The following is a 19,056-nucleotide window of genomic DNA, read 5'->3' as shown; positions in this document are numbered from 1 at the left end:
ACCCATTTTGGCTTGAATGATTTCATTCATGAAGCGGGCTGTCCTTCATTAAAATGTCATCCCAGACAATGCCTGTGTCAGCCTGAATGTCTCTCACAGCCCGAACACCGCCGGTCAGCAGCTCGAAAAACCTTGGGTGCAGTCCCTGCGGCTTTTTTCCGGGGCGAAGCACTGCGATATTGTCTTCACTAAAGGCTTCACCTTTTTGAATCGGAGCTGTTGAAAAGATCCCTCTGTATGCAAAATTTCGGATTTCTCCTTCAATCGCTGTCGTTGTTTTGTATGAACTGCCTAGGAGCTTTTCAGAGACTGGGCGCCTGATTCCTTGTTTCATCTCGGCTTCGGTTATCCTGATGCCTTCAACCATTTCTCTCAATTCCTCAGGATTCAATGCAAACGAGTGGTCGGCGCCCGGCAGGTTTTTATCGATCGTAAAATGCTTTTCTATTAGTTTCGCTCCTTGCCGAACAGCGGCACATGGCGCTTCTGTCGGATGCTCACTATGATCGGAGAAGCCAATTACCGCATCAGGAAAAGCGGCGGCAAGCATCGGAATAACACTGAGGTTGCTGTACTCAAGCGGCGCAGGATATTTCGCTACACAATGCATAATAGCAATTTGATCATTGCCCTCTGCCTTGATGGTTTTCCAAGCTTCGTGAATATCAGAAATTTCCGCTCCGGCTGTCGAAAATATCATCGGCCTGTTCATTCGGGCGACATATTTGAGCAGCGGGAGATGGTTAATTTCATAGGATGCCATTTTAAAAGCGCTCGGCGAGGTGGACTGAAGCAGGTCAGCTGACCCTTCGTCACATACTGTGCTTAAAAAGATCACCTGCTTTTTTCGGCAGTAATCCAATAGCGGGGAAATCCACTCAGCCGGCATTTCCATAGATTGAACCAAAGAAAAAATAGAGACGTCCTTACCCGCCGCTGTTTTGTACAGACCTGGGTATTTCTGATACATCTTATCAGCCTGAAACAACTGAAATTTCACGGCATCCGCTCCCGCTTCGGCCGCTGCATCAATCAGCGCAAAGGCCTGATTAAGCTTTCCATCATGATTAATTCCCGCTTCCGCAATAATAAATACTGGAGCGCCGTTGCCCACTTTTTTATTCGCGATCTGAAATTCTGCCATTATCTCGCCCCCTTACCCGGCCAAATATGATAATAGTAATACGATTGTACAGCGGTGAAGCCCATTCTTTCATAAAGGCGGATCGCCCTTACATTGTGAAGCTGCGTCCCCGCTGTTACCGTTTTATGCTTCTGGGTCGACGGGTGTTCTATGAGATTCGCCAATAAATGAAACGCGATACGTTTTCCTTCAAATCCCGGCTTAATAGCCATCAAATCGAGAACGAATTCATCGCCTCTTGACAGACCTTGAAGATAGCCGATGACCTCGCCATTGTGCTTAGCGGCAACATTAATCGCCCTTCCATTCAGGTTGTTCCGTGTCCACTCTCGAAAAATCTTATTTGCTGCTTCGCAGCTGAGAAGAGGATCTTGAAAATATCTGCTTTTTGTAAATGCGTCTCGAGACAGCTCACAAATCGCTTCTGTGTCCCCGGGCTCAGGCGGCCCCAGCTCAAAAAATGACGGTGTTTTGTCATAAAAAGACGGGGAATTCGCCAGCTTCAAAAAACCGCCGACAAAGTAAGAGGATGGCTGTTGCTGTATTACATGTGCGGCTCCGATATCTTCAGCTGAAACACGAACAAAGACCAAATCCGTTTCATCCATTTGCCGTACAGAATAAAACGCTTGAAACAGCTCCTTCAGCTGACCGGATCTGTTTGCCGTAAGAAGCTTGACGTTCATAATTTTTTTCTGAAGTATCTGGCTTTCCCACAAAGAATTTTCATAAAGCAAAACGCCTTGGAGCATACCGTTTTCAAACAGACCGAGGGAAAATTCATATGGAACGTCCAGTGTAAGCTGCCTGCTTTGGAGAAAACCCTCAATCGCCTCTTTGGAGACATCTTCTTTTATTTTATACACTTAATCAGCTCCTTTTACGATAGCCCGCACTGCTTCTATGACATCATGTACATCTTCGTCAGACATTGATGGATAGAGCGGGAGCGACAGGGTTCGTTTATAGTAATTCATGGCAATCGGAAAATCCGCTTCTTTAAACCCGAATTGCTTTTGATAATACGGATGAATGTGTACCGGGATAAAATGAACGCTTGCGCCGATATTGTATTCATCCTTTAAAGCCATAATCATTTCGTCGCGCGTAACACCGGCCTGTTTTTCATCAACTTGCAGAACATATAAATGCCAGGCGTGCCTGCCGGCATCATGAACAAACGGTGTGATCAGCCCCGGAATCTGCTGAAATGCGGCTTGGTAGCAGCCGGCAATCTCTTCTCTTCGCTTTTGCATATCATCCAGCCGTTTCAGCTGATGAAGACCTAGAGCAGCCTGCAGATCAAACATGTTCATTTTATAGCCGGGCAATTCGACTTCATAATACCAGCTGCCTTTTGAAGAATAACGGTTCCAAGCGGCCTTGCTCATGCCGTGAAGACTCATCACCCGGATGTGATCGGCAAGCTTCTCATCGTCTGTCGTCAACATGCCGCCTTCTCCTGTCGCTAAATTTTTGGTGGCGTAAAAGCTGAATGCTGTCGCATCTCCTATAGAACCGATCATTCTTTGCTTATAAGTCGTATATACCGCATGTGCCGCATCCTCAAGTACAAATAAGCCATGCTTTTGGGCGATTGCCAATATCGCATCCATATCGCAGGACTGCCCGCCGAAGTGGACAGGCACAACCGCTTTTGTTTGCGGTGTGATGGCCGCCTCAATCTTTGCCGGATCAATATTGAGCGTGTTTTCGTCAATGTCCGCAAACACAGGTGCAGCTCCTGTATGAATAATCGTATTAGCGGTCGAGCTGAACGTAAGCGGAGAGGTAATGACCTCGTCACCCGGCCCGATCCCTCTTGCTTTCAAGGCCAAAAATAAAGCAGCGGTGCATGAATTGAGCGCTACGGCATGTTTCGCCCCGACAAACACGGCAAATTCTTTTTCAAACTGCTGAACCTTCGGGCCTTTGGAAAGCCATCCCGATTCAAGCGTTTCTGTAACCTCCTGAATTTCTTCCTTGCCGATTAACGGCAATGAATAAGGAAGAAAATGATTTTCCTTTCGCATAATTTTTCGCGCCCCTATCATTTTATTCAGTATCTTACCGCCGGTAATCAATCCCTGTTTTGGCTTTCAGTTCTGCAAATAAAGCGTTTGTTGATTCTGTCACCGGATAGTTGGCTGCTGTGAATGCCAGACGCGCCTCTTCTGCTTTTTCCTGCACAGCGGGACTTCGAAGAACCTCAATCAAGGTGCGCGCCAGTTCATCCGGCTGGTCAAACATAAAATCGCCAAGAGATTCATAATACGGATATATGCGGCTTCCAGATGATTTCCCGATCAGCGCAGTTTTTTGAAACAGCATGGCTTCAAGTCCGACCGTTGAGGCTTGCGTCACTGCCGCATCAGCATATGGCAGCATATCATACAGATCGATCTCCTTTTTGATGACTCTGCATGCTTTATGTTTTTTTGCTGCATCGTAATACAAATCAAGCTTATTTTTTCCGATTTCCCAAGGGTGGGGTTTGATGATGATTTGCAGCTGTTTCTGATCTGACAGTCCTTCTAGCACGTCAGAATAAAAGTCTTCTGAAAATGGCTGGGTCGCAATGAGCACGATTTTTTTAGTCGGATGGAAAGCAAGTTTTCGATAGAATGTGGACATATCTATAGGGGCTCTGGTGAAAATTTGATCGAAGCGGGGATGTCCCGTTACGAGAATCTGATCAGGTTTACAGCCTTTTCGTTTGAACCACTCCGCTTCATACGCACCAAAAACAGCTTGATAGGTTGTAAAAACAGGAATAAAAGCTTCATCCCCCATCAATGCGCCATGCTGAAGGCAAATACTGACGACTCCTTTCCTTCGGCACATGAGAGCGAGCACTCGGCTGTAAATATCCTCAGTTGTTCCGACGACAACAGCCGAAACCTTCTCCTGCTCAAGCAGCGTATCAACAGCATCAATAGCTTCCATAAATAAAGGAATATCTTTGTAAAGCCGATCGCGAAACGCCTGATCACCGAATGCCGGGTGGTCATTAAAAGGAGCTAAAATTGAATCTGCTGTTTCAAGATATGGCTTCGGATCGCCTTTTTGGCATGATTCCGTAATCACACGTTTGCTAATCACAGGCAGATCACAATGATGCGGCAAACTCCATCTAGCCAAAATAGCTGTTTTTTCAGGAGCAAATTGATAGTAATTTTCATTTGAAAAACGCAGGTAATCAAAGTGCAAAATGACCTTTCCCTTAACAGTTTTACTGTTTATTTTGACTATCTTTTGTATTTTTTCTTCAAAATACGGCTGAATCTGCTCTTCGTTGATATACTGCTCTGCCGGTCCAAATATCTCTGGTTCTTTTTCCATCATCTCCCTCAGCTCTGGACTGATATACTGATAAAAATTACTGATAAGCCCTAGCGGAATCCCCTTATAGCGAAAATTGTCAAAAAGCTCGACATACTTCCGGTACAGCACCCAATAATTGCTTAAATAGAACGACAAGAGCTCTCACCTCATTCTCAGCTTTTTTAAGGATTCACGCAGCTCTTGACAATTGCGCTGCGGAGGAAGATTTCTGACGAATTCATTTTTTTCTGATGCAAACAGCTGATAGTGAATCGATTTGTCGGTGATATAATTCAAATCAAGCTCCTCAGCCAGGGGATAAAACGGATAAAAATGATTGACCCTCCAAAAGAACCTGGCATCCCCGATCCGGTAAAATGCCGGGTTTTCATCCCAATAAGAGCCAAATTTCTCCTTTACCTTTTCAAGCACAGAAAATCTATGCATCACCGAACAATGGTCGATGGCGCATGGCGCGTTCCATATCACTTGAGCGGCAGGCCTCGCAGTTTCTTTTACAATGTCGCCATTTTCGTTTAAATGATAGGTTTTGGAGGCTGAGTAAATCACAGCTTTTTCAGGAGAAGCATCGAGCTCCCGAACCATTTTCAGGAGCCGGTCCGGCATATAAATGTTGTCATCCGTCGCATAGGTGATATATTCACCCCCCGCCATCTCAATCGCCTGATTGATCAGCGCCGCGTACCTCGTTTTTTCCGTTCTTTCTTTCACTTCTGATATATCGCTTTGATAAAAACGAACTCGGTTATCATTCAAAAAAGGGCGGATGACATTCAGTGTCTCTTCGTTGGAGTTGTCATCCATTATAAACAATTCAAAATCTGAAAATGTTTGTGAGAGTATACTGGAAATAGTTTTTGCCACATAATCGCTTTTGTTATAGCTCGTCATCACGACTGATACTTTCGGCAAATCCTACACCTCCTTCTTGAAACTTCACATCTGAAACTAACGTTATCTTATGTTGGTTATATACAAGTTGCGATAGGGATACAAACCAATATGTGAAAAGTTCGTGCATGTCTGTAAAAAACAGCGATTGTCCGGATCGAATTCTGTGCGGGCTGCTGTTCTTTTTCCGCATATTCCAAGCATTTGCCTCATAAGGTGAAAGAGATAAAAATCGCACCAGCGACTAAGATCGTTTTCCATCGGAGGTGAGTCATCGCGGAGCGTTCATCTATACATCCCGAACTGTTTTAAATGGTTTTCATAAAAAGGAGGAACGATATGAAACCGAAAAAAAATCAATATCAGCAAATGCAGGGATTTGATAATATGCAGGGGTATCAGCCTCAGTACGGCGCTAATCCGTACCCGCAGCAAGGCCAAGGCGGACAAATGCAGATGATGGGGATGCAGCCAATGATGCCAATGCAGCAGGGGCAGCAAGGACAGCAGGGATTCGGATTTTCAGGCCAGCAGCAGGGCGGCGGGTTTCAAATTCCATCAGGTCCGACACCGTCAGCGCCGGGCCAAAGCGTTCCCGGCATGCTGCCTGTTGAAGAATCATATATTGAGAATATTTTGCGGCTGAACCGGGGAAAGACAGCGACCATTTATATGACGTTTGAAAACAGCAAGGAATGGAGCTCAAAGATTTTTCGGGGCGTCATCGAGGCTGCAGGACGTGATCACATTATCCTGAGCGATCCGAAATCAGGAACACGCTACCTGCTCCTGACAATCTACCTCGATTACATTACATTTGATGAAGAAATAGCATATACGTATCCATACTCCATGTCGTCTTATTCGCCAAGATAAAGAAAAAGCCAATCTCTCATATGTTGAGGATTGGCTTTTTTGTTTATAGATATTTGACAGCTGCGACGACGATCATAATCCAAGAAATAATAAACGCCACACCGCCGAGCGGGGTAATCGCCCCAAGAATGGAAACTTGCGTTAAGCTGAGAATATATAAGCTTCCGGAAAACAGCACAATTCCCGCGAACATCAGCCAGCCGGCTGCCGTCACATTGCCGATGCCGGATAATTTATCAGCGAGAAATGCGACAACGAAAAGCCCAAGGGCGTGATACATATGATACTGCACGCCTGTGTGCCAAACCTGAAGATATTTATCAGGAATTTTCCCTTCTAATCCGTGAGCGCCAAATGCTCCGAGCCCCACGGCAAGCAGGGCATTAATAGCCCCTAATATGATAAACACTTTCATCTATCTCTCCCGCCTTTTCGTTAAACTCCTATCATTTATCTTATCGTACCTGTACCAAAATTCAACGTTTGTTCTCCGATGACACGAGATTGTCGGATTTTCTCCCGCGCCAAAGCTGGAACTGATCTGCCGCTATTGCAGCAAGCGTCCCTAATACGAGCCCATTGCTTAACAGAGAAATCAATATCGGGTGCAATCCCTTTAATGCCGTTTCAGGAACAAACATGAAACCGACCCCTGTCAGCAGTGAAATGCCGATCACAGACCGCACCCTTTTCCGTTCTGCTTTCTCGTACGAATCAAATTCGGCAAAGGCCAGCCCGCCCATTGCGGAGAACACCACAAAGTTTACCGCAAATCCAACGGGTGACGGCAGGCTCGCAAACGCATTCATAAAAAACGGAATCACGCTGATCACGACAACCAGCATACTGCCGACCATAAACGGTTTTTTAGAAGACATTTTAGTCGTCTCAATAAAACCCGCTGCTCCCGAAATCGGAACTGGGGCAATGCCTCCCGTCAAACCGCTCAGCAGATGGCTGAAGGAGGCGGCAAAACCGGCATGTCGCTCACGCCGCTGACCATCCGGCTGTTTGCCGAACTTCTTCACAGCGATATCCACAACTTTCATGCTAGCCAGCATATTCACAATCAGCAGGATGGTAATAAAAATGGAGGTGATGATCAAGCCGCTGTTAAATAGCGGGATGCCAAAAGGAAACAGGGATGGTAGCTGAAACAGCCGATCCGGCATTTCCATCGGCTTGGCTGCCCCGAAAGCAGCAAACAGCGTCCACCCGCCAAACAGAGCCAACAAAATCGAATATTGCTTAAAAAACATGATGTTCGAATTTGTCATCATAAAGGCAGCCGCGATCACAATAAGTGCCAAGCCAAACACAAGACCATCCACACCGTCCTTACGATAGCCAATGCCAAGAATCCCCTTTATAATGGGCTGACTCAGCTGCATCACCAGCAGCAATAAATAGACGCCCGTTACAACCGGTGTAAACAAGGCGGCAAGCCGATCTATGACCTTAAAAATACTTAACAAAAAGAAACATACAGCGCTTACAAGAAGCGCTCCTTGCAAACCTCGCAGTGTGTCCCCGTATGTCGCAAACACAGTTCCCGTCAGTCCGGCGTAGATGGTATACACACCCCACCACAAACCCGCAGGACTTTCATTGATCGGCAATTTGTGCCCTTTTAAACACTGAATGACGGCTGCAATTCCCAGTACAAAAAAAGTGCTTTGGATTAATCTCGCAGAATCAAAGTGATCCAGATGAAACGACTGGGCAACAGCCACCGGAACAACAATTGCCGCTGCAATGATAAACGCTGTCCATTGCAGCGCGCCAAGAACCAATCTCACGTGATCTCAACCTCTTTCATTAAAAATCAAATAAAGATTCTCCGTTTCCGTCCTCTTCCTTCTTCTCTTTTTCCTGCTTTCGATATTTATTTAATCCGGCGCTTCCCATCATTTTTTTCATCACTAGCTGTTCTGTTGATGGCGGTGCGACAGAACTCGGCGTGCTAGTCGGCTGCTGCTGTATGCGGGGCGCGCTCGCAGTCTCCGGATGATCCAGCACAATGTCACACAAAGAACGGACAACCGCTACATAACGCTTCAGCTCCTCATCCCGTTCAGCTGTCTTTGCTTTTTTCAGCTCCTCTTCCATCTTTTGAATCAAAGCAGATATATGAATGTTCATCAAGAATCCTCCAAGCCATAATTATCGTCTTCCCTGCATTTTATCAAATTCCAGCCGCAAACGCAGATATGAGTTTGTTATTTTATCCGACAAACTTTGCACATTTGACAAGCAGACGAGATGTTCCACATAATAAATCACCATACCTAACAAAAAAGGAGCGATAGGAATGAACAGCATCTCCTCTATCGTCAGCAAGCACAAAGCCTATTTTGCAGCGGGTCGTACGAGACCGCCAGAAGCGAGACTGGACATGCTGCAGAAGCTGAAACAAGCCATCAAAATACATGAAGCCGATATAACAGCCGCTCTCTATCAGGATCTCCATAAATCCGAACAGGAGGCGTATACGACAGAAATCGGCATTGTACTGAAGGAAATCAGTTTTGTGATGAAGCGGCTGAGAAAATGGGTCAAGCCGAAACGAGTTAAAACGCCGCTGACTCATTTAGGCTCCAAAAGCATCATCATCCCTGAGCCGTATGGAACCGTCTTAGTGATTGCTCCTTGGAACTATCCCTTGCAGCTGGCGCTTTCACCCTTGATCGGAGCCATTGCGGCCGGGAACACGGTCGTTCTCAAGCCATCGGAATATACGCCCGCTGTTTCCGCTGTTCTTTCTCACCTCATCAGCAGCGTTTTTCCGTGTGATTATGTCGCTATGGCGGAGGGCGGTCCCGACGTCAGCACAGCGTTATTACAGCAGCCCTTTGACTATATCTTCTTCACCGGCAGCGTTAATGTCGGGAAAATCGTCATGGAAGCCGCCGCAACACAATTAATTCCTGTTACCTTGGAGCTTGGCGGCAAAAGCCCTTGCATTGTCCACAAGGATGCTGACATACAGCTGGCCGCAAAACGCATCGTCTTTGGCAAATTCACTAATGCGGGCCAAACCTGCATCGCACCTGATTATGTATTTGTCCACGAAGACATCAAAACGAAGCTCACAGAAGAAATGAAGCGTGCGATCAGTGAATTTCATGGCCCTCAGCCTGAACAAAATCCGCAGTACGGCAAAATCGTCAGTGAACGCCACTATCAGCGGCTGCTCAGCTTTCTAAATGATGGCGTCCCGCTCACAGGCGGACAGTTTGATCATGATCATCACAAAATAGCGCCAACCATCCTTGATCAAGTAAAGGATGACTCTCCCGTAATGCAGGAAGAGATTTTTGGGCCGATTCTTCCGCTCTTTACGTACGCTGATATCGGCGAAGTCATCGAGAAAGTTCAATCGCGTCCAAAACCGCTCGCCCTGTATATTTTCACCACAAATCAAACAATCGAGCGGACTGTTTTAGAGAATCTGTCGTTTGGCGGCGGCTGTGTCAATGACACATTAATGCATGTCGCGACACCGTATTTGCCATTCGGCGGCGTTGGAGAAAGCGGCATTGGCAGCTATCATGGATTTGACAGCTTTAACACCTTCACGCACAAAAAAAGCGTCGTCAAACAAACGAACCGCTTCGACTTCGCTTTCCGATATCCTTCCTCCGAAAACGGGCTGCGGTTGATTCGGAAAATACTTAAATAAAAAAGCGCAGGGCAGCTGCGCTTTTTACAAATTCTCTATACACCAATTAATCGGTTCGTCTCCCAATTTCTCCAAGCACGCATTCGCCCGGGAAAATGGTTTACTCCCGAAAAATCCATTTCTTGCAGAGAATGGGCTTGGGTGTGTGGATTCGATGATAAAATGCTTGGACGTGTCGATCCGTTCTTTTTTCATTTGGGCATGCCGGCCCCATAAAATAAAGACAACCGGCCGCTCTCTTTCATTCAGCACGTCAATCACCCGGTCTGTCAGACGCTCCCAGCCTTTTCCCTTGTGGGAATTCGCCTGTCCGCGCCTTACGGTCAGCACAGTATTCAGCAACAGAACCCCTTGCTTTGCCCAGCTGACAAGCGACCCGTGATTCGGGATGCTGCACCCGATATCCTGCTGTAGCTCAAGAAAGATATTCCTTAATGAAGGAGGCTGCTTCACACCCGGCTTTACGGAGAAGCTTAAGCCTTGAGCCTGTCCCGGCCCGTGATACGGGTCTTGGCCGAGGATGACGACCTTGACATCATCATATGAGGTATAATGCAGCGCATTAAAAATATCCCGGCTATCCGGATAAACCGTTTGCTCCGCGTATTCCCGCTTCAGCATGTCTCTCAGCTCTTGATAATACGGTTTCTCAAACTCTTCCTTCAGCTGATTCCACCAGCTGTCCTGTAAAAGCTGTTTCAAGATTCAGGCCTCCCTTTACGAACGATGAAGTCTGGAATAGACAGGTTTGCCATCCCAAACAATCTCGCTTTTTGCTTCCCGTCTTTTCATCTCAGGCTCTTCAAGCAGGACGGCAAAATTTTTCGTCGGCAGTTCCCCGAGTCCGTGCTTTTCACTTAAACGATCCAAATATTGTTTCCGCTTGGCGCCAAGATCCGCAGATTGATTGTCCCCCGCGTCACTGAAGGCATAAATCACACTCGCGCAAGGGACACGCTTTACCCGGTACTCCTTCGCCGCGCGTAAATAAAAGTCCCAATCCCAATAATTATGAACATCAGCATCGAAATACCCGATTTCCTCATGCAGAAAACGTCTGTACATGCTGCCCGACGGCACGTATGTAGAGAACACTCTCATATCCTCATAGTCAGCGGTATAAGCAAACAGCTTCCGCGAAACTGGATATCGCGTTCCATTTTTTTCTTCAAAAGAAACAATTTCAGCATCAGAATGAACGAAATCTGCTGTTTCGATTTCTTTCACCATTCTCTCCACATGCCCCGGTGTAAAGAAATCGTCGTCATCACAAAGCATAATGCAATCACCAGACGCCTCTTTTACTCCGGCATTTCTCGCAGCCACATGCCCCGCATTTTTTTCTAAATTGATAACGGCAATTGGCAGCTCCGAATACAGTGCTTTGACCGGTACGACTGATTCCCCGGCATCATTCACAATAATGATTTCATATGGCTTCAAGGTTTGCTGTGCAATCGACTCCAGAAGTTCACATAAAGCCGGAATCCGGTTATAGGTCACAATTACGATAGAAATCTTCATGATGCTCTCCTTTTCCTTTTCATAGTCACGTACTATTAAAACATATATTGGACATGATATCAGTGGGAATATCCTACCGAAACAGTAAACTAGAATGACAGAAACAGTAATGTGACACCAATCAAAACCAGCATGAGCAGTGCGAGATCGCCAAATACAAGAAAGAGACCTTTCAGGCGGACACCGCTCGGAAGGATAACATGCCACAACTTAGATTGATAGACCGGCAGCAGCACCAGCGCATAAGAAAAACACAAAAACATAAAAGCCGGCGGAACAAAAGCACAGCTTTCATCATCCCAATTCCTGACTATATCTGTCACGCTTGATCCATCTATTAAAAACATAGATATCATGATGGCCAGCAACACAAAGGACCCCAATTGAAGCTCGAACAGACGCATGTTCCGGTTATATGCAAACCGAACCGCCAAAAACCAAGCATAAGCATATGAACATAACAGCATAAGAATGACACCAGCTGTAAAAACAACATCAGGCAATCGATCTAGCAGAAAAACAAAAGGCAAGCTGGCCGCCATAGCCGCAATCAGACAGGCACCAGTAAACAAAAATACTGCGCCATGAACGACCACACCGTATAAACATGAGCTACTCTTCACGACAAACACCTCCATTACATAGAAACTCTATGTATATACCTAAAAATTCAGGCAAGCTACCGCCTGCCAATATAACAGCCCAACCGGCCAAATAACGGAAATAACAGTGTAACACACGCACAAGCCCCCACAAACCAAGGTGTCAGCAAGGATTGAAACAGTGCCGCAGGAATCACTTGAAAGAGAAATACAAACATAAAAATGACGTTTGGCACCATGCAGATCAGAATCGTATGGTACACAAGCTGCTCTCCGCGTTTTCCAAACTCCCTCACCCCTTGATAACCAATCAGCATCCAGTAGATGATATATACAGCTAAGATTAGCCACACAGAAACAGAAATGCCTCTCCATACTGCATGAATAATAGGTGTTTCAAACCAGACATACATCATCGTAATGGCGATACCGGCAGCGAAGAGTGCACTGTTAAAGAAAAGATGAAATATCAAAAACGCACGAAACGTGACAGGCTGCTCTTTCTTAAAAAAAGAAACAATGTCAGCTGGTGTTCCGAACTCCTGCATGAAAGTCCGCATAGCTTCCTCCTCACTCTTCCCTTCCTGAAAAGAGTGGAACAAATGATGTTCAATATGGTTTTCAATCTCTTCTATCATCATTTCTCCCTCTGGAAGCGATTTAAGCCCATTTTTTATTTTTGACACATATGTTTCTTTATCCATTCTGCCCGCCCCGTTTCAGCATTCGGTCCATCATAGCCGAAAAAACGTTCCACTCCTTCGTGCGTTCCGCCAGCACCTCTTTTCCTTCATCTGTAATCCGGTAGTATTTGCGGTCCGGCCCTTTCTCCTGCTTCTCCCAATAGGATGAAATAAGCCCTTGGCGTTCAAGCTTATGAAGAGACGGATACAAGGTCCCTTCCTTCATCTGGAGTTCATTTTCGCTGCGGTTCCCCATTTCTTTGACAAGCTCATAGCCGTACATCGGCCGCTCGTCAAGAAGCGTCAAAACCAATATCACAGTGCTGCCTTTAACCAGCTCACGATTTAACATCATAAAACCCCTACCTAGTTTTCTTATGTAGCATTTTACGAAAGCCCCTCGGGATTGTCAAATGATTCCTACCGCTCTTTTATATTGTGATACAGAGAAAATCTAACTATAATGAAAGATAAAACATAATGGAGGTTCAAGACATGTCTATGCATAAAGCACTCACCATTGCCGGCTCAGATTCCAGCGGCGGTGCTGGAATTCAAGCTGATTTAAAAACATTTCAAGAAAAAAACGTATACGGGATGACCGCTTTAACGGTGATCGTTGCGATGGACCCGAACAACAGCTGGGACCATCAGGTGTTCCCGATCGATACTGATACAATCCGCGCCCAGCTTGCGACGATTACGGACGGCATTGGTGTGGACGCCTTGAAAACAGGAATGCTGCCAACCGTTGACATTATTGAGCTTGCGGCAAAAACGATCAAAGAAAAACAATTAAAAAATGTGGTGATTGACCCAGTCATGGTTTGCAAAGGAGCAAATGAAGTCCTTTATCCTGAGCATGCCAAAGCCCTGCGTGAACAATTAGCGCCGCTCGCCACTGTCATTACGCCGAATCTATTTGAGGCCAGCCAGCTCAGCGGAATGGATGAATTAAAAACAGTTGACGATATGATCGAAGCCGCGAAAAAAATTCATGCACTCGGCGCTCAATATGTTGTCATTACAGGCGGAGGCAAACTCAAACACGAAAAAGCCGTTGATGTTCTCTATGACGGAGAAACCGCGGAAGTTCTAGAAAGTGAAATGATCGATACACCATATACCCATGGCGCAGGCTGTACCTTCTCGGCTGCCGTGACAGCGGAGCTCGCCAAAGGTGCGGAAGTCAAAGAAGCCATTTATGCAGCGAAAGAATTTATTACCGCTGCCATTAAAGAATCATTCCCACTCAACCAGTATGTAGGACCAACGAAGCATTCCGCGCTGCGTCTGAATAAATAATCATAAACAAAAAAATGCTGCCTTATAGAGAGGCAGCATTTTTTATGACCGAAGACTTTTCACTGCCAAATCCCATCGACAGCCTGTTTATTTGATTTTCATGTTATTCGCAGATTTCCTCAAAAATGCTTCAATCGACTGAACAAAAAGTGAATATTCTTTCATTTGTTCATATGCTCGCGTAAGAACTTCTGCCGTTTCACTGTACGGCGCTGCCTCGTCCAGCATTTTTTTCATCTGCAGCAGCACATCTTTATACTCTTCACGCTTATCTTCAACTTGGTCCGCTGCCTTTTCCAAACATTCTGGTGTTATCTTCTGCTCATGTATATTCAAGAAAACAACTCCTTTTACAGTAAAAAATAGTAGGTTATCGTTGAAGAATAGCACATATGACACGGATTTCACATAAGAAAATAGGAGTATTTTCTGCATAAACGTCCAAATCACGACGCTAAATTCAGATTTTTCTGTCGAACTCGCCGTCATTTCCCGGGAAAGAAAAGTATCTCACACCGAAGACCTCTTCCCGTTTATCGATAAAGATTTCCACAAATGCGTTGAAGCCCGTTCACTCCAGTGAAAAAGCAAAAACATAGCCGTATCCGCGCTAATCCCCTCAGAAGCTCAATAAGGCATTTTATCTTTTATGCAAACAAAAAAGACCTAAAATTCGCCAATGAATAAAGGGTACAGCGATCCTTTTTCATGTACGCGAATTTTAGGTCTTGCCTGCTTTACCAGTTACAATCCCGCTTATTCAGATTGAATACGCTCTTATCATAAATTATGATATCGCTTTCGTCAACCATTTTTCAATTATGCTGTTTGATAAAACATATAGACAAAAATTCGCAACATGGTATTGCGAAATACTTTACAATACCATCGCTATAATATGCTTAATCATCTAAGAAAGCGGGAAAAACAAGCATTGCAAAAGGTTGAACAGTACGCTTTGAAAAAACAAAATATATCGTATATGATGGCTACACGCTGAATCCCGATCAATAAAGAAACTTCCAGAGATCACTCCCTGCAAGTATAAACGGTTATTCCGAGAGATCTTGAAGACGCTGGGCACGCAGCGTGATTTAGCCGGCCTCGGGTACCAGCAAACATAATTGATATTCATTTTTCAAAACTCCGCCAGCTTTAGCACACATTGATAGGCAAATGAATACTTATTTTGGATGAAATAAAGCATCTCCTCCTCGACCATATGATGGAGCGCTTCATTTGATTCCAACCGACTGACCGCGTATCGCAAATGCGTGACAAGGCATTGATAGGAAGGGCTATTTTCATCCTCCTTTCGATTAAAGTATGTATTTATTTTCTCTATCATTTTATTAGTCGTATGCTTCCGCTGAATCCATCAATCTTCAGTCAGGGACACGTCCCCATGTTTGTTTTACGTGACCGATCACCTATAGGCCCCTTTTTAAAAAGCGCTTTACAATTTATTCTGCCAACTCTTTCGATCGACTATAAATGTGATCGCTCGGCGGCGCCGCGAGCTCTCCTTCTGCATCGCTGATGATATTCTCAGCTATTTCTTATGCTCTCCAGCTGCGTCGGATCTATTTGAACTTTTCATTTTCCATTTTATTTATAGGGATGAGATCATTTTTCTTTTTTTGAAAAGCAATTCCCGGCCCCATTATGATTTTTTCCTGACCACTTCTTTTCTTAAGAGCGCCTTCTTCAAGAGGCGATCCCTTTCGCCAATTTGCTTTTGACTGAAGTTTGCTTCCATGTAAAGGTGCGGGCCAGCTCTCTCCTGTTTTGGTGATTCCTTGAAAGCTTGCAAACATCTTCTTTTATAAAGCGCGGCGGCTTTTGCTTTCTGCTTTTCTTCGTCATTCACCGCCATCCGCCATTCATAAAACGAAACAAGTCCCGCGGCCTGCATAGCCGCTTTTCTTTGGTATGTACGCTGAGCCGAATAGACCGCAGCAGCCGAAGTTGTTCTGTCCGGCGTCACCCAGTTCATCAAAAAGACCATCCACACCCGTAACGATACAAGCAAACGTTTCATATAAAAACATCCCTCCGCTTCTTTTTGGCAGGCAGCCTTTTAGCAGCCCATTTTCTCAGCAGCAGCCTGCGGGAAAAGACGGCCGATTTCTTTTCTCGCAAACTAGCGGCTCTAGCAAACTCATGACTCTATGATAGACCTTGGAAAGGAAATTCTTTGTCACAATATGAGTGAAAAAACCAACTAGTTTTCAGAAGTTTTGTTGAAAGCTGAAAAAAATGAAGTGAAAATTGGAGAATCATTTTAAAATGTTATACACAAGTTATCCCAAAGTTAAGAACAGCTTAATCACAAGAGATATCCACATGTCCACAAACTATATCTATATTTTGTATACGAACATATATTCCCAACTATATATATACACAGTTTTATTCACTTATACACAGGGTTCTGTGTATAACTCCTTCTTTATACACAATTAAAATCCATTAAATGGTTCAAATGACACAAGGAATTTATTGAATTTTCAAGAAATATATACTGGATCATTCATATTTTTTTCTATCCACAAAGGGGGAAACACATTGAAAAAGGAGATCATTCGCTTTCTGCTTCTAAGTTTTGTTTTATTTTTTGCCTTATCCACAGGTATGACAGGCGTGCAGGCAGCTCCGAATTCTTCAAAAACATCAGCTGACCTAGAAAAAGCCGAGATATTCGGTGATATTGACATGACGACAAGCAAAAAAACAACCGTTATCGTGGAATTAAAAGAAAAATCCTTGGCAGAGGCGAAAGAGGCTGGAGAAAGCCAAACGAAACGAAAGCTGCAAACTGCTCGCACCACAGCAAAAAACAAAGCTCTCAAAGCGGTGAAAAACGGGAAAGTAAATCGGGAATATGAGCAGGTATTCTCAGGTTTTTCTATAAAGCTCCCAGCGAATGAAATTCCAAAACTTCTCGCGGTAAAAAACGTAAAAGCAGTATATCCGAATGTCACGTATCATACAGACAACCTAAAGGGTAAGGATGTGACGATTGCCAAAGATGCCGTATCCCCACAAATGGATGACAGCGCACCTTATATCGGAGCAAACGACGCATGGAATTTAGGCTACACAGGAAAAGGCGTCAAGGTGGCAATTATCGATACTGGTGTGGAATATCATCATCCAGACTTAAAGAAAAACTTCGGACAATATAAAGGATACGATTTTGTAGACAATGATTACGATCCTAGAGAAACTCCAACCGGCGATTCTAGAGGCGGAGCAACTGACCATGGCACACACGTAGCCGGTACTGTGGCCGCAAACGGAACGATTAAAGGCGTTGCGCCTGATGCCACACTTCTTGCTTACCGCGTGCTGGGCCCTGGCGGAAGCGGTACAACGGAAAACGTCATTGCCGGCGTGGAACGCGCTGTGCAGGATGGAGCAGATGTGATGAACCTGTCTCTCGGAAACTCTTTAAACAACCCGGACTGGGCGACGAGTACAGCGCTTGATTGGGCCATGTCAGAAGGCGTTGTCGCCGTTACGTCAAATGGCAACAGCGGTCCGAACAACTGGACAGTCGGATCACCTGGCACATCACGAGAAGCAATTTCTGTCGGTGCGACTCAGCTGCCGCTCAACGAATACGCCGTCAATTTCGGATCCTACTCTTCAGCAAAAATGATGGGCTATAACAAAGAGGACGATGTCAAAGCGCTGAATAACAAAGAAGTTGAGCTTGTTGAAGCAGGAATCGGTGAAGCAAAGGATTTTGAAGGAAAAGATCTGACAGGCAAAGTTGCTGTTGTCAAACGAGGCAGCATTGCCTTTGTGGATAAAGCCGATTATGCGAAAAAAGCAGGCGCCATCGGCATGGTTGTGTATAACAATCTCACTGGAGAAATTGAATCCAATGTGCCTGGCATGTCTGTGCCAACCATTAAGCTTTCATTAGAGGACGGTGAGAAACTCGTCAGCGCCATGAAAGCCGGCGAGACGAAAGCAACATTCGGGCTAAGCATCTCAAAATCTCTCGGTGAACAAGTGGCTGATTTCTCATCCCGCGGCCCTGTGATGGATACGTGGATGATTAAGCCTGATATTTCTGCGCCAGGCGTCAATATCGTCAGCACGATTCCGACACACGATCCTCAAAACCCATATGGCTACGGATCAAAACAAGGAACAAGTATGGCATCGCCTCATATCGCCGGAGCGGTTGCCGTGATCAAACAAGCCAAACCGAAGTGGAGCGTTGAACAGATCAAAGCCGCCATCATGAATACCGCTGTCACCTTAAAGGATGGCGACGGAGAATTGTATCCGCATAACGCCCAAGGCGCAGGCAGTGCAAGAATTATGAATGCGATCAAGGCTGACTCGCTCGTCTCGCCTGGAAGCTATTCATACGGCACATTCTTGAAGGAAAGTGGAAGCGAAACGAAAAAAGAAACATTTACGATTGAGAACCAATCTTCTATTAGAAAATCATACACACTTGAATACTCATTTACCGATAGCGGAATCACCGCATCCGGCACAAGCCGTGTTGTGATACCCGCGCATAAAACCGGAAAAGCCACTGCAAAAGTAAAGGTTAATACGAAGAAAACAAAAGCCGGCACCTATGAAGGAACGATTATCGTCAGAGAAGGCGGAAAAACAGTCGCCAAGGTGCCTACATTGCTTATTGTCAAAGAGCCGGATTACCCGAGAGTCACATCTGTCTCCGTCACCGAAGGGTCTGTACAAGGCACCTATCAAATTGAAACCTACCTTCCTGCGGGAGCAGACGAGCTGGCCTTCCTCGTCTATGACAGCAACCTTGACTTTGCAGGCCAAGCCGGCATCTACAAAAACCAAGATAAAGGCTATCAGTACGCTGACTGGGACGGCACAATCAATGGCGGAACTAAGCTTTCTGCCGGAGAATACTACTTGCTAGCCTATGCCGCGAACAAAGGCAAATCAAGCCAGATTCTGACTGAAGAGCCGTTTACTGTTGAATAAGAAGAAGCCCTGCCG

At 45.3% G+C, this 19,056-nt stretch carries 18 protein-coding genes and 2 pseudogenes; 4 read left to right on the top strand and 16 right to left on the bottom strand.

The genetic code is table 11. The features are described 5' to 3' along the window. Positions 1-22: 22 nt before the first annotated feature. The 5 genes from BTW01_RS14935 to BTW01_RS14915 are packed head-to-tail and all read right to left on the bottom strand — an operon-like array spanning position 23 to position 5,401. Entirely contained in the window at positions 23-1,144 is a 1,122-nt protein-coding gene (locus BTW01_RS14935; RefSeq protein WP_162103785.1) for an N-acetylneuraminate synthase family protein, read from the bottom strand. Beyond that, complete coding sequence (locus BTW01_RS14930; RefSeq protein ID WP_162103784.1) at positions 1,144-2,010, bottom strand: GNAT family N-acetyltransferase; 867 nt, start codon at positions 2,008-2,010, stop codon at positions 1,144-1,146. Before BTW01_RS14930 ends, BTW01_RS14935 begins: the two co-directional genes overlap by 1 nt. Beyond that, positions 2,011-3,180: a DegT/DnrJ/EryC1/StrS family aminotransferase gene (locus BTW01_RS14925; protein WP_162103988.1), complete on the bottom strand. Its 1,170-nt coding sequence runs from the start codon at positions 3,178-3,180 to the stop codon at positions 2,011-2,013. It lies immediately after the preceding gene. A 31-nt stretch (positions 3,181-3,211) separates the two neighbouring features. After that, positions 3,212-4,624 (bottom strand): CDP-glycerol glycerophosphotransferase family protein, encoded by a 1,413-nt coding sequence (locus tag BTW01_RS14920; protein ID WP_162103783.1) that lies wholly within the window; start codon positions 4,622-4,624, stop codon positions 3,212-3,214. A 6-nt stretch (positions 4,625-4,630) separates the two neighbouring features. Further along, positions 4,631-5,401 (bottom strand): glycosyltransferase family 2 protein, encoded by a 771-nt coding sequence (locus BTW01_RS14915; RefSeq protein ID WP_162103782.1) that lies wholly within the window; start codon positions 5,399-5,401, stop codon positions 4,631-4,633. 318 nt (positions 5,402-5,719) lie between these two features. Between BTW01_RS14915 and gerQ the strand changes: the two genes are divergently transcribed. Then, positions 5,720-6,256 carry a spore coat protein GerQ gene (gerQ, locus tag BTW01_RS14910; protein WP_162103781.1) on the top strand — a complete coding sequence of 179 codons (537 nt, stop codon included), beginning with the start codon at positions 5,720-5,722 and terminating at the stop codon, positions 6,254-6,256. Positions 6,257-6,299: 43 nt separating this feature from the next. On the opposite strand, the gene BTW01_RS14905 is transcribed toward gerQ, so the two are convergent. From BTW01_RS14905 to BTW01_RS14895, 3 genes are all read right to left on the bottom strand, one after another. After that, positions 6,300-6,671 carry a DUF423 domain-containing protein gene (locus BTW01_RS14905; protein ID WP_162103780.1) on the bottom strand — a complete coding sequence of 124 codons (372 nt, stop codon included), beginning with the start codon at positions 6,669-6,671 and terminating at the stop codon, positions 6,300-6,302. A gap of 61 nt (positions 6,672-6,732) precedes the next feature. After that, positions 6,733-8,055, bottom strand: a complete 1,323-nt coding sequence (locus BTW01_RS14900; protein ID WP_162103779.1) for a purine/pyrimidine permease — start codon at positions 8,053-8,055, stop codon at positions 6,733-6,735. 19 nt (positions 8,056-8,074) lie between these two features. Then, entirely contained in the window at positions 8,075-8,398 is a 324-nt protein-coding gene (locus tag BTW01_RS14895) for a YwdI family protein (protein WP_162103778.1), read from the bottom strand. Between the two features lie 169 nt (positions 8,399-8,567). Between BTW01_RS14895 and BTW01_RS14890 the strand changes: the two genes are divergently transcribed. Continuing rightward, positions 8,568-9,938: an aldehyde dehydrogenase gene (locus BTW01_RS14890; protein WP_162103777.1), complete on the top strand. Its 1,371-nt coding sequence runs from the start codon at positions 8,568-8,570 to the stop codon at positions 9,936-9,938. A 24-nt stretch (positions 9,939-9,962) separates the two neighbouring features. On the opposite strand, the gene BTW01_RS14885 is transcribed toward BTW01_RS14890, so the two are convergent. From BTW01_RS14885 to BTW01_RS14865, 5 genes are all read right to left on the bottom strand, one after another. Beyond that, the gene (locus BTW01_RS14885) at positions 9,963-10,640 is read right to left on the bottom strand and encodes a uracil-DNA glycosylase (protein ID WP_162103776.1); all 678 of its coding nucleotides are present in this window, start codon (positions 10,638-10,640) and stop codon (positions 9,963-9,965) included. 15 nt (positions 10,641-10,655) lie between these two features. Then, positions 10,656-11,462: a glycosyltransferase family 2 protein gene (locus BTW01_RS14880; protein WP_162103775.1), complete on the bottom strand. Its 807-nt coding sequence runs from the start codon at positions 11,460-11,462 to the stop codon at positions 10,656-10,658. 89 nt (positions 11,463-11,551) lie between these two features. Next, positions 11,552-12,085 carry a hypothetical protein gene (locus BTW01_RS14875; RefSeq protein WP_162103774.1) on the bottom strand — a complete coding sequence of 178 codons (534 nt, stop codon included), beginning with the start codon at positions 12,083-12,085 and terminating at the stop codon, positions 11,552-11,554. Positions 12,086-12,141: 56 nt separating this feature from the next. Further along, positions 12,142-12,768, bottom strand: coding sequence for a permease prefix domain 1-containing protein (locus BTW01_RS14870; protein WP_162103773.1), 627 nt, complete (start codon positions 12,766-12,768; stop codon positions 12,142-12,144). Then, positions 12,761-13,099, bottom strand: a complete 339-nt coding sequence (locus BTW01_RS14865) for a PadR family transcriptional regulator (RefSeq protein WP_162103772.1) — start codon at positions 13,097-13,099, stop codon at positions 12,761-12,763. Before BTW01_RS14865 ends, BTW01_RS14870 begins: the two co-directional genes overlap by 8 nt. A gap of 143 nt (positions 13,100-13,242) precedes the next feature. Between BTW01_RS14865 and BTW01_RS14860 the strand changes: the two genes are divergently transcribed. After that, positions 13,243-14,052: a bifunctional hydroxymethylpyrimidine kinase/phosphomethylpyrimidine kinase gene (locus BTW01_RS14860; RefSeq protein ID WP_162103771.1), complete on the top strand. Its 810-nt coding sequence runs from the start codon at positions 13,243-13,245 to the stop codon at positions 14,050-14,052. An 87-nt stretch (positions 14,053-14,139) separates the two neighbouring features. Here the strand turns inward: BTW01_RS14860 and BTW01_RS14855 are convergent, their stop codons facing one another. From BTW01_RS14855 to BTW01_RS14840, 3 genes and pseudogenes are all read right to left on the bottom strand, one after another. Then, positions 14,140-14,388 (bottom strand): hypothetical protein, encoded by a 249-nt coding sequence (locus BTW01_RS14855; protein ID WP_162103770.1) that lies wholly within the window; start codon positions 14,386-14,388, stop codon positions 14,140-14,142. A 758-nt stretch (positions 14,389-15,146) separates the two neighbouring features. Further along, positions 15,147-15,752, bottom strand: a pseudogene (locus tag BTW01_RS18760) (PRD domain-containing protein); the annotation flags it as partial. 56 nt (positions 15,753-15,808) lie between these two features. After that, a pseudogene (locus BTW01_RS14840) lies at positions 15,809-16,093 on the bottom strand (hypothetical protein); the annotation flags it as partial. A gap of 527 nt (positions 16,094-16,620) precedes the next feature. On the opposite strand from BTW01_RS14840, the gene BTW01_RS14835 reads away from it, so the two are divergent. After that, positions 16,621-19,041 (top strand): S8 family peptidase, encoded by a 2,421-nt coding sequence (locus BTW01_RS14835; RefSeq protein WP_162103769.1) that lies wholly within the window; start codon positions 16,621-16,623, stop codon positions 19,039-19,041. Positions 19,042-19,056: the final 15 nt, after the last annotated feature.

Origin of the sequence: Bacillus sp. SKDU12 (assembly GCF_010093085.1) — a bacterium.
Lineage (GTDB): Bacteria > Bacillota > Bacilli > Bacillales > Bacillaceae > Bacillus > Bacillus mexicanus.
The sequence above is the reverse complement of the archived record's forward strand: the minus strand, read 5'-3'. Positions and strand labels throughout refer to the sequence as shown.

Bases quoted from the DNA above. Each gene is read 5' to 3' on its own strand.
- BTW01_RS14870 (WP_162103773.1), bottom strand. From the start codon at position 12,768: ATGGATAAAGAAACATATGTGTCAAAAATAAAAAATGGGCTTAAATCG.
- BTW01_RS14935 (WP_162103785.1), bottom strand. From the start codon at position 1,144: ATGGCAGAATTTCAGATCGCGAATAAAAAAGTGGGCAACGGCGCTCCA.
- BTW01_RS14865 (WP_162103772.1), bottom strand. From the start codon at position 13,099: ATGTTAAATCGTGAGCTGGTTAAAGGCAGCACTGTGATATTGGTTTTG.
- BTW01_RS14890 (WP_162103777.1), top strand. From the start codon at position 8,568: ATGAACAGCATCTCCTCTATCGTCAGCAAGCACAAAGCCTATTTTGCA.
- BTW01_RS14905 (WP_162103780.1), bottom strand. From the start codon at position 6,671: ATGAAAGTGTTTATCATATTAGGGGCTATTAATGCCCTGCTTGCCGTG.
- gerQ (WP_162103781.1), top strand. From the start codon at position 5,720: ATGAAACCGAAAAAAAATCAATATCAGCAAATGCAGGGATTTGATAAT.
- BTW01_RS14860 (WP_162103771.1), top strand. From the start codon at position 13,243: ATGTCTATGCATAAAGCACTCACCATTGCCGGCTCAGATTCCAGCGGC.
- BTW01_RS14880 (WP_162103775.1), bottom strand. From the start codon at position 11,462: ATGAAGATTTCTATCGTAATTGTGACCTATAACCGGATTCCGGCTTTA.
- BTW01_RS14895 (WP_162103778.1), bottom strand. From the start codon at position 8,398: ATGAACATTCATATATCTGCTTTGATTCAAAAGATGGAAGAGGAGCTG.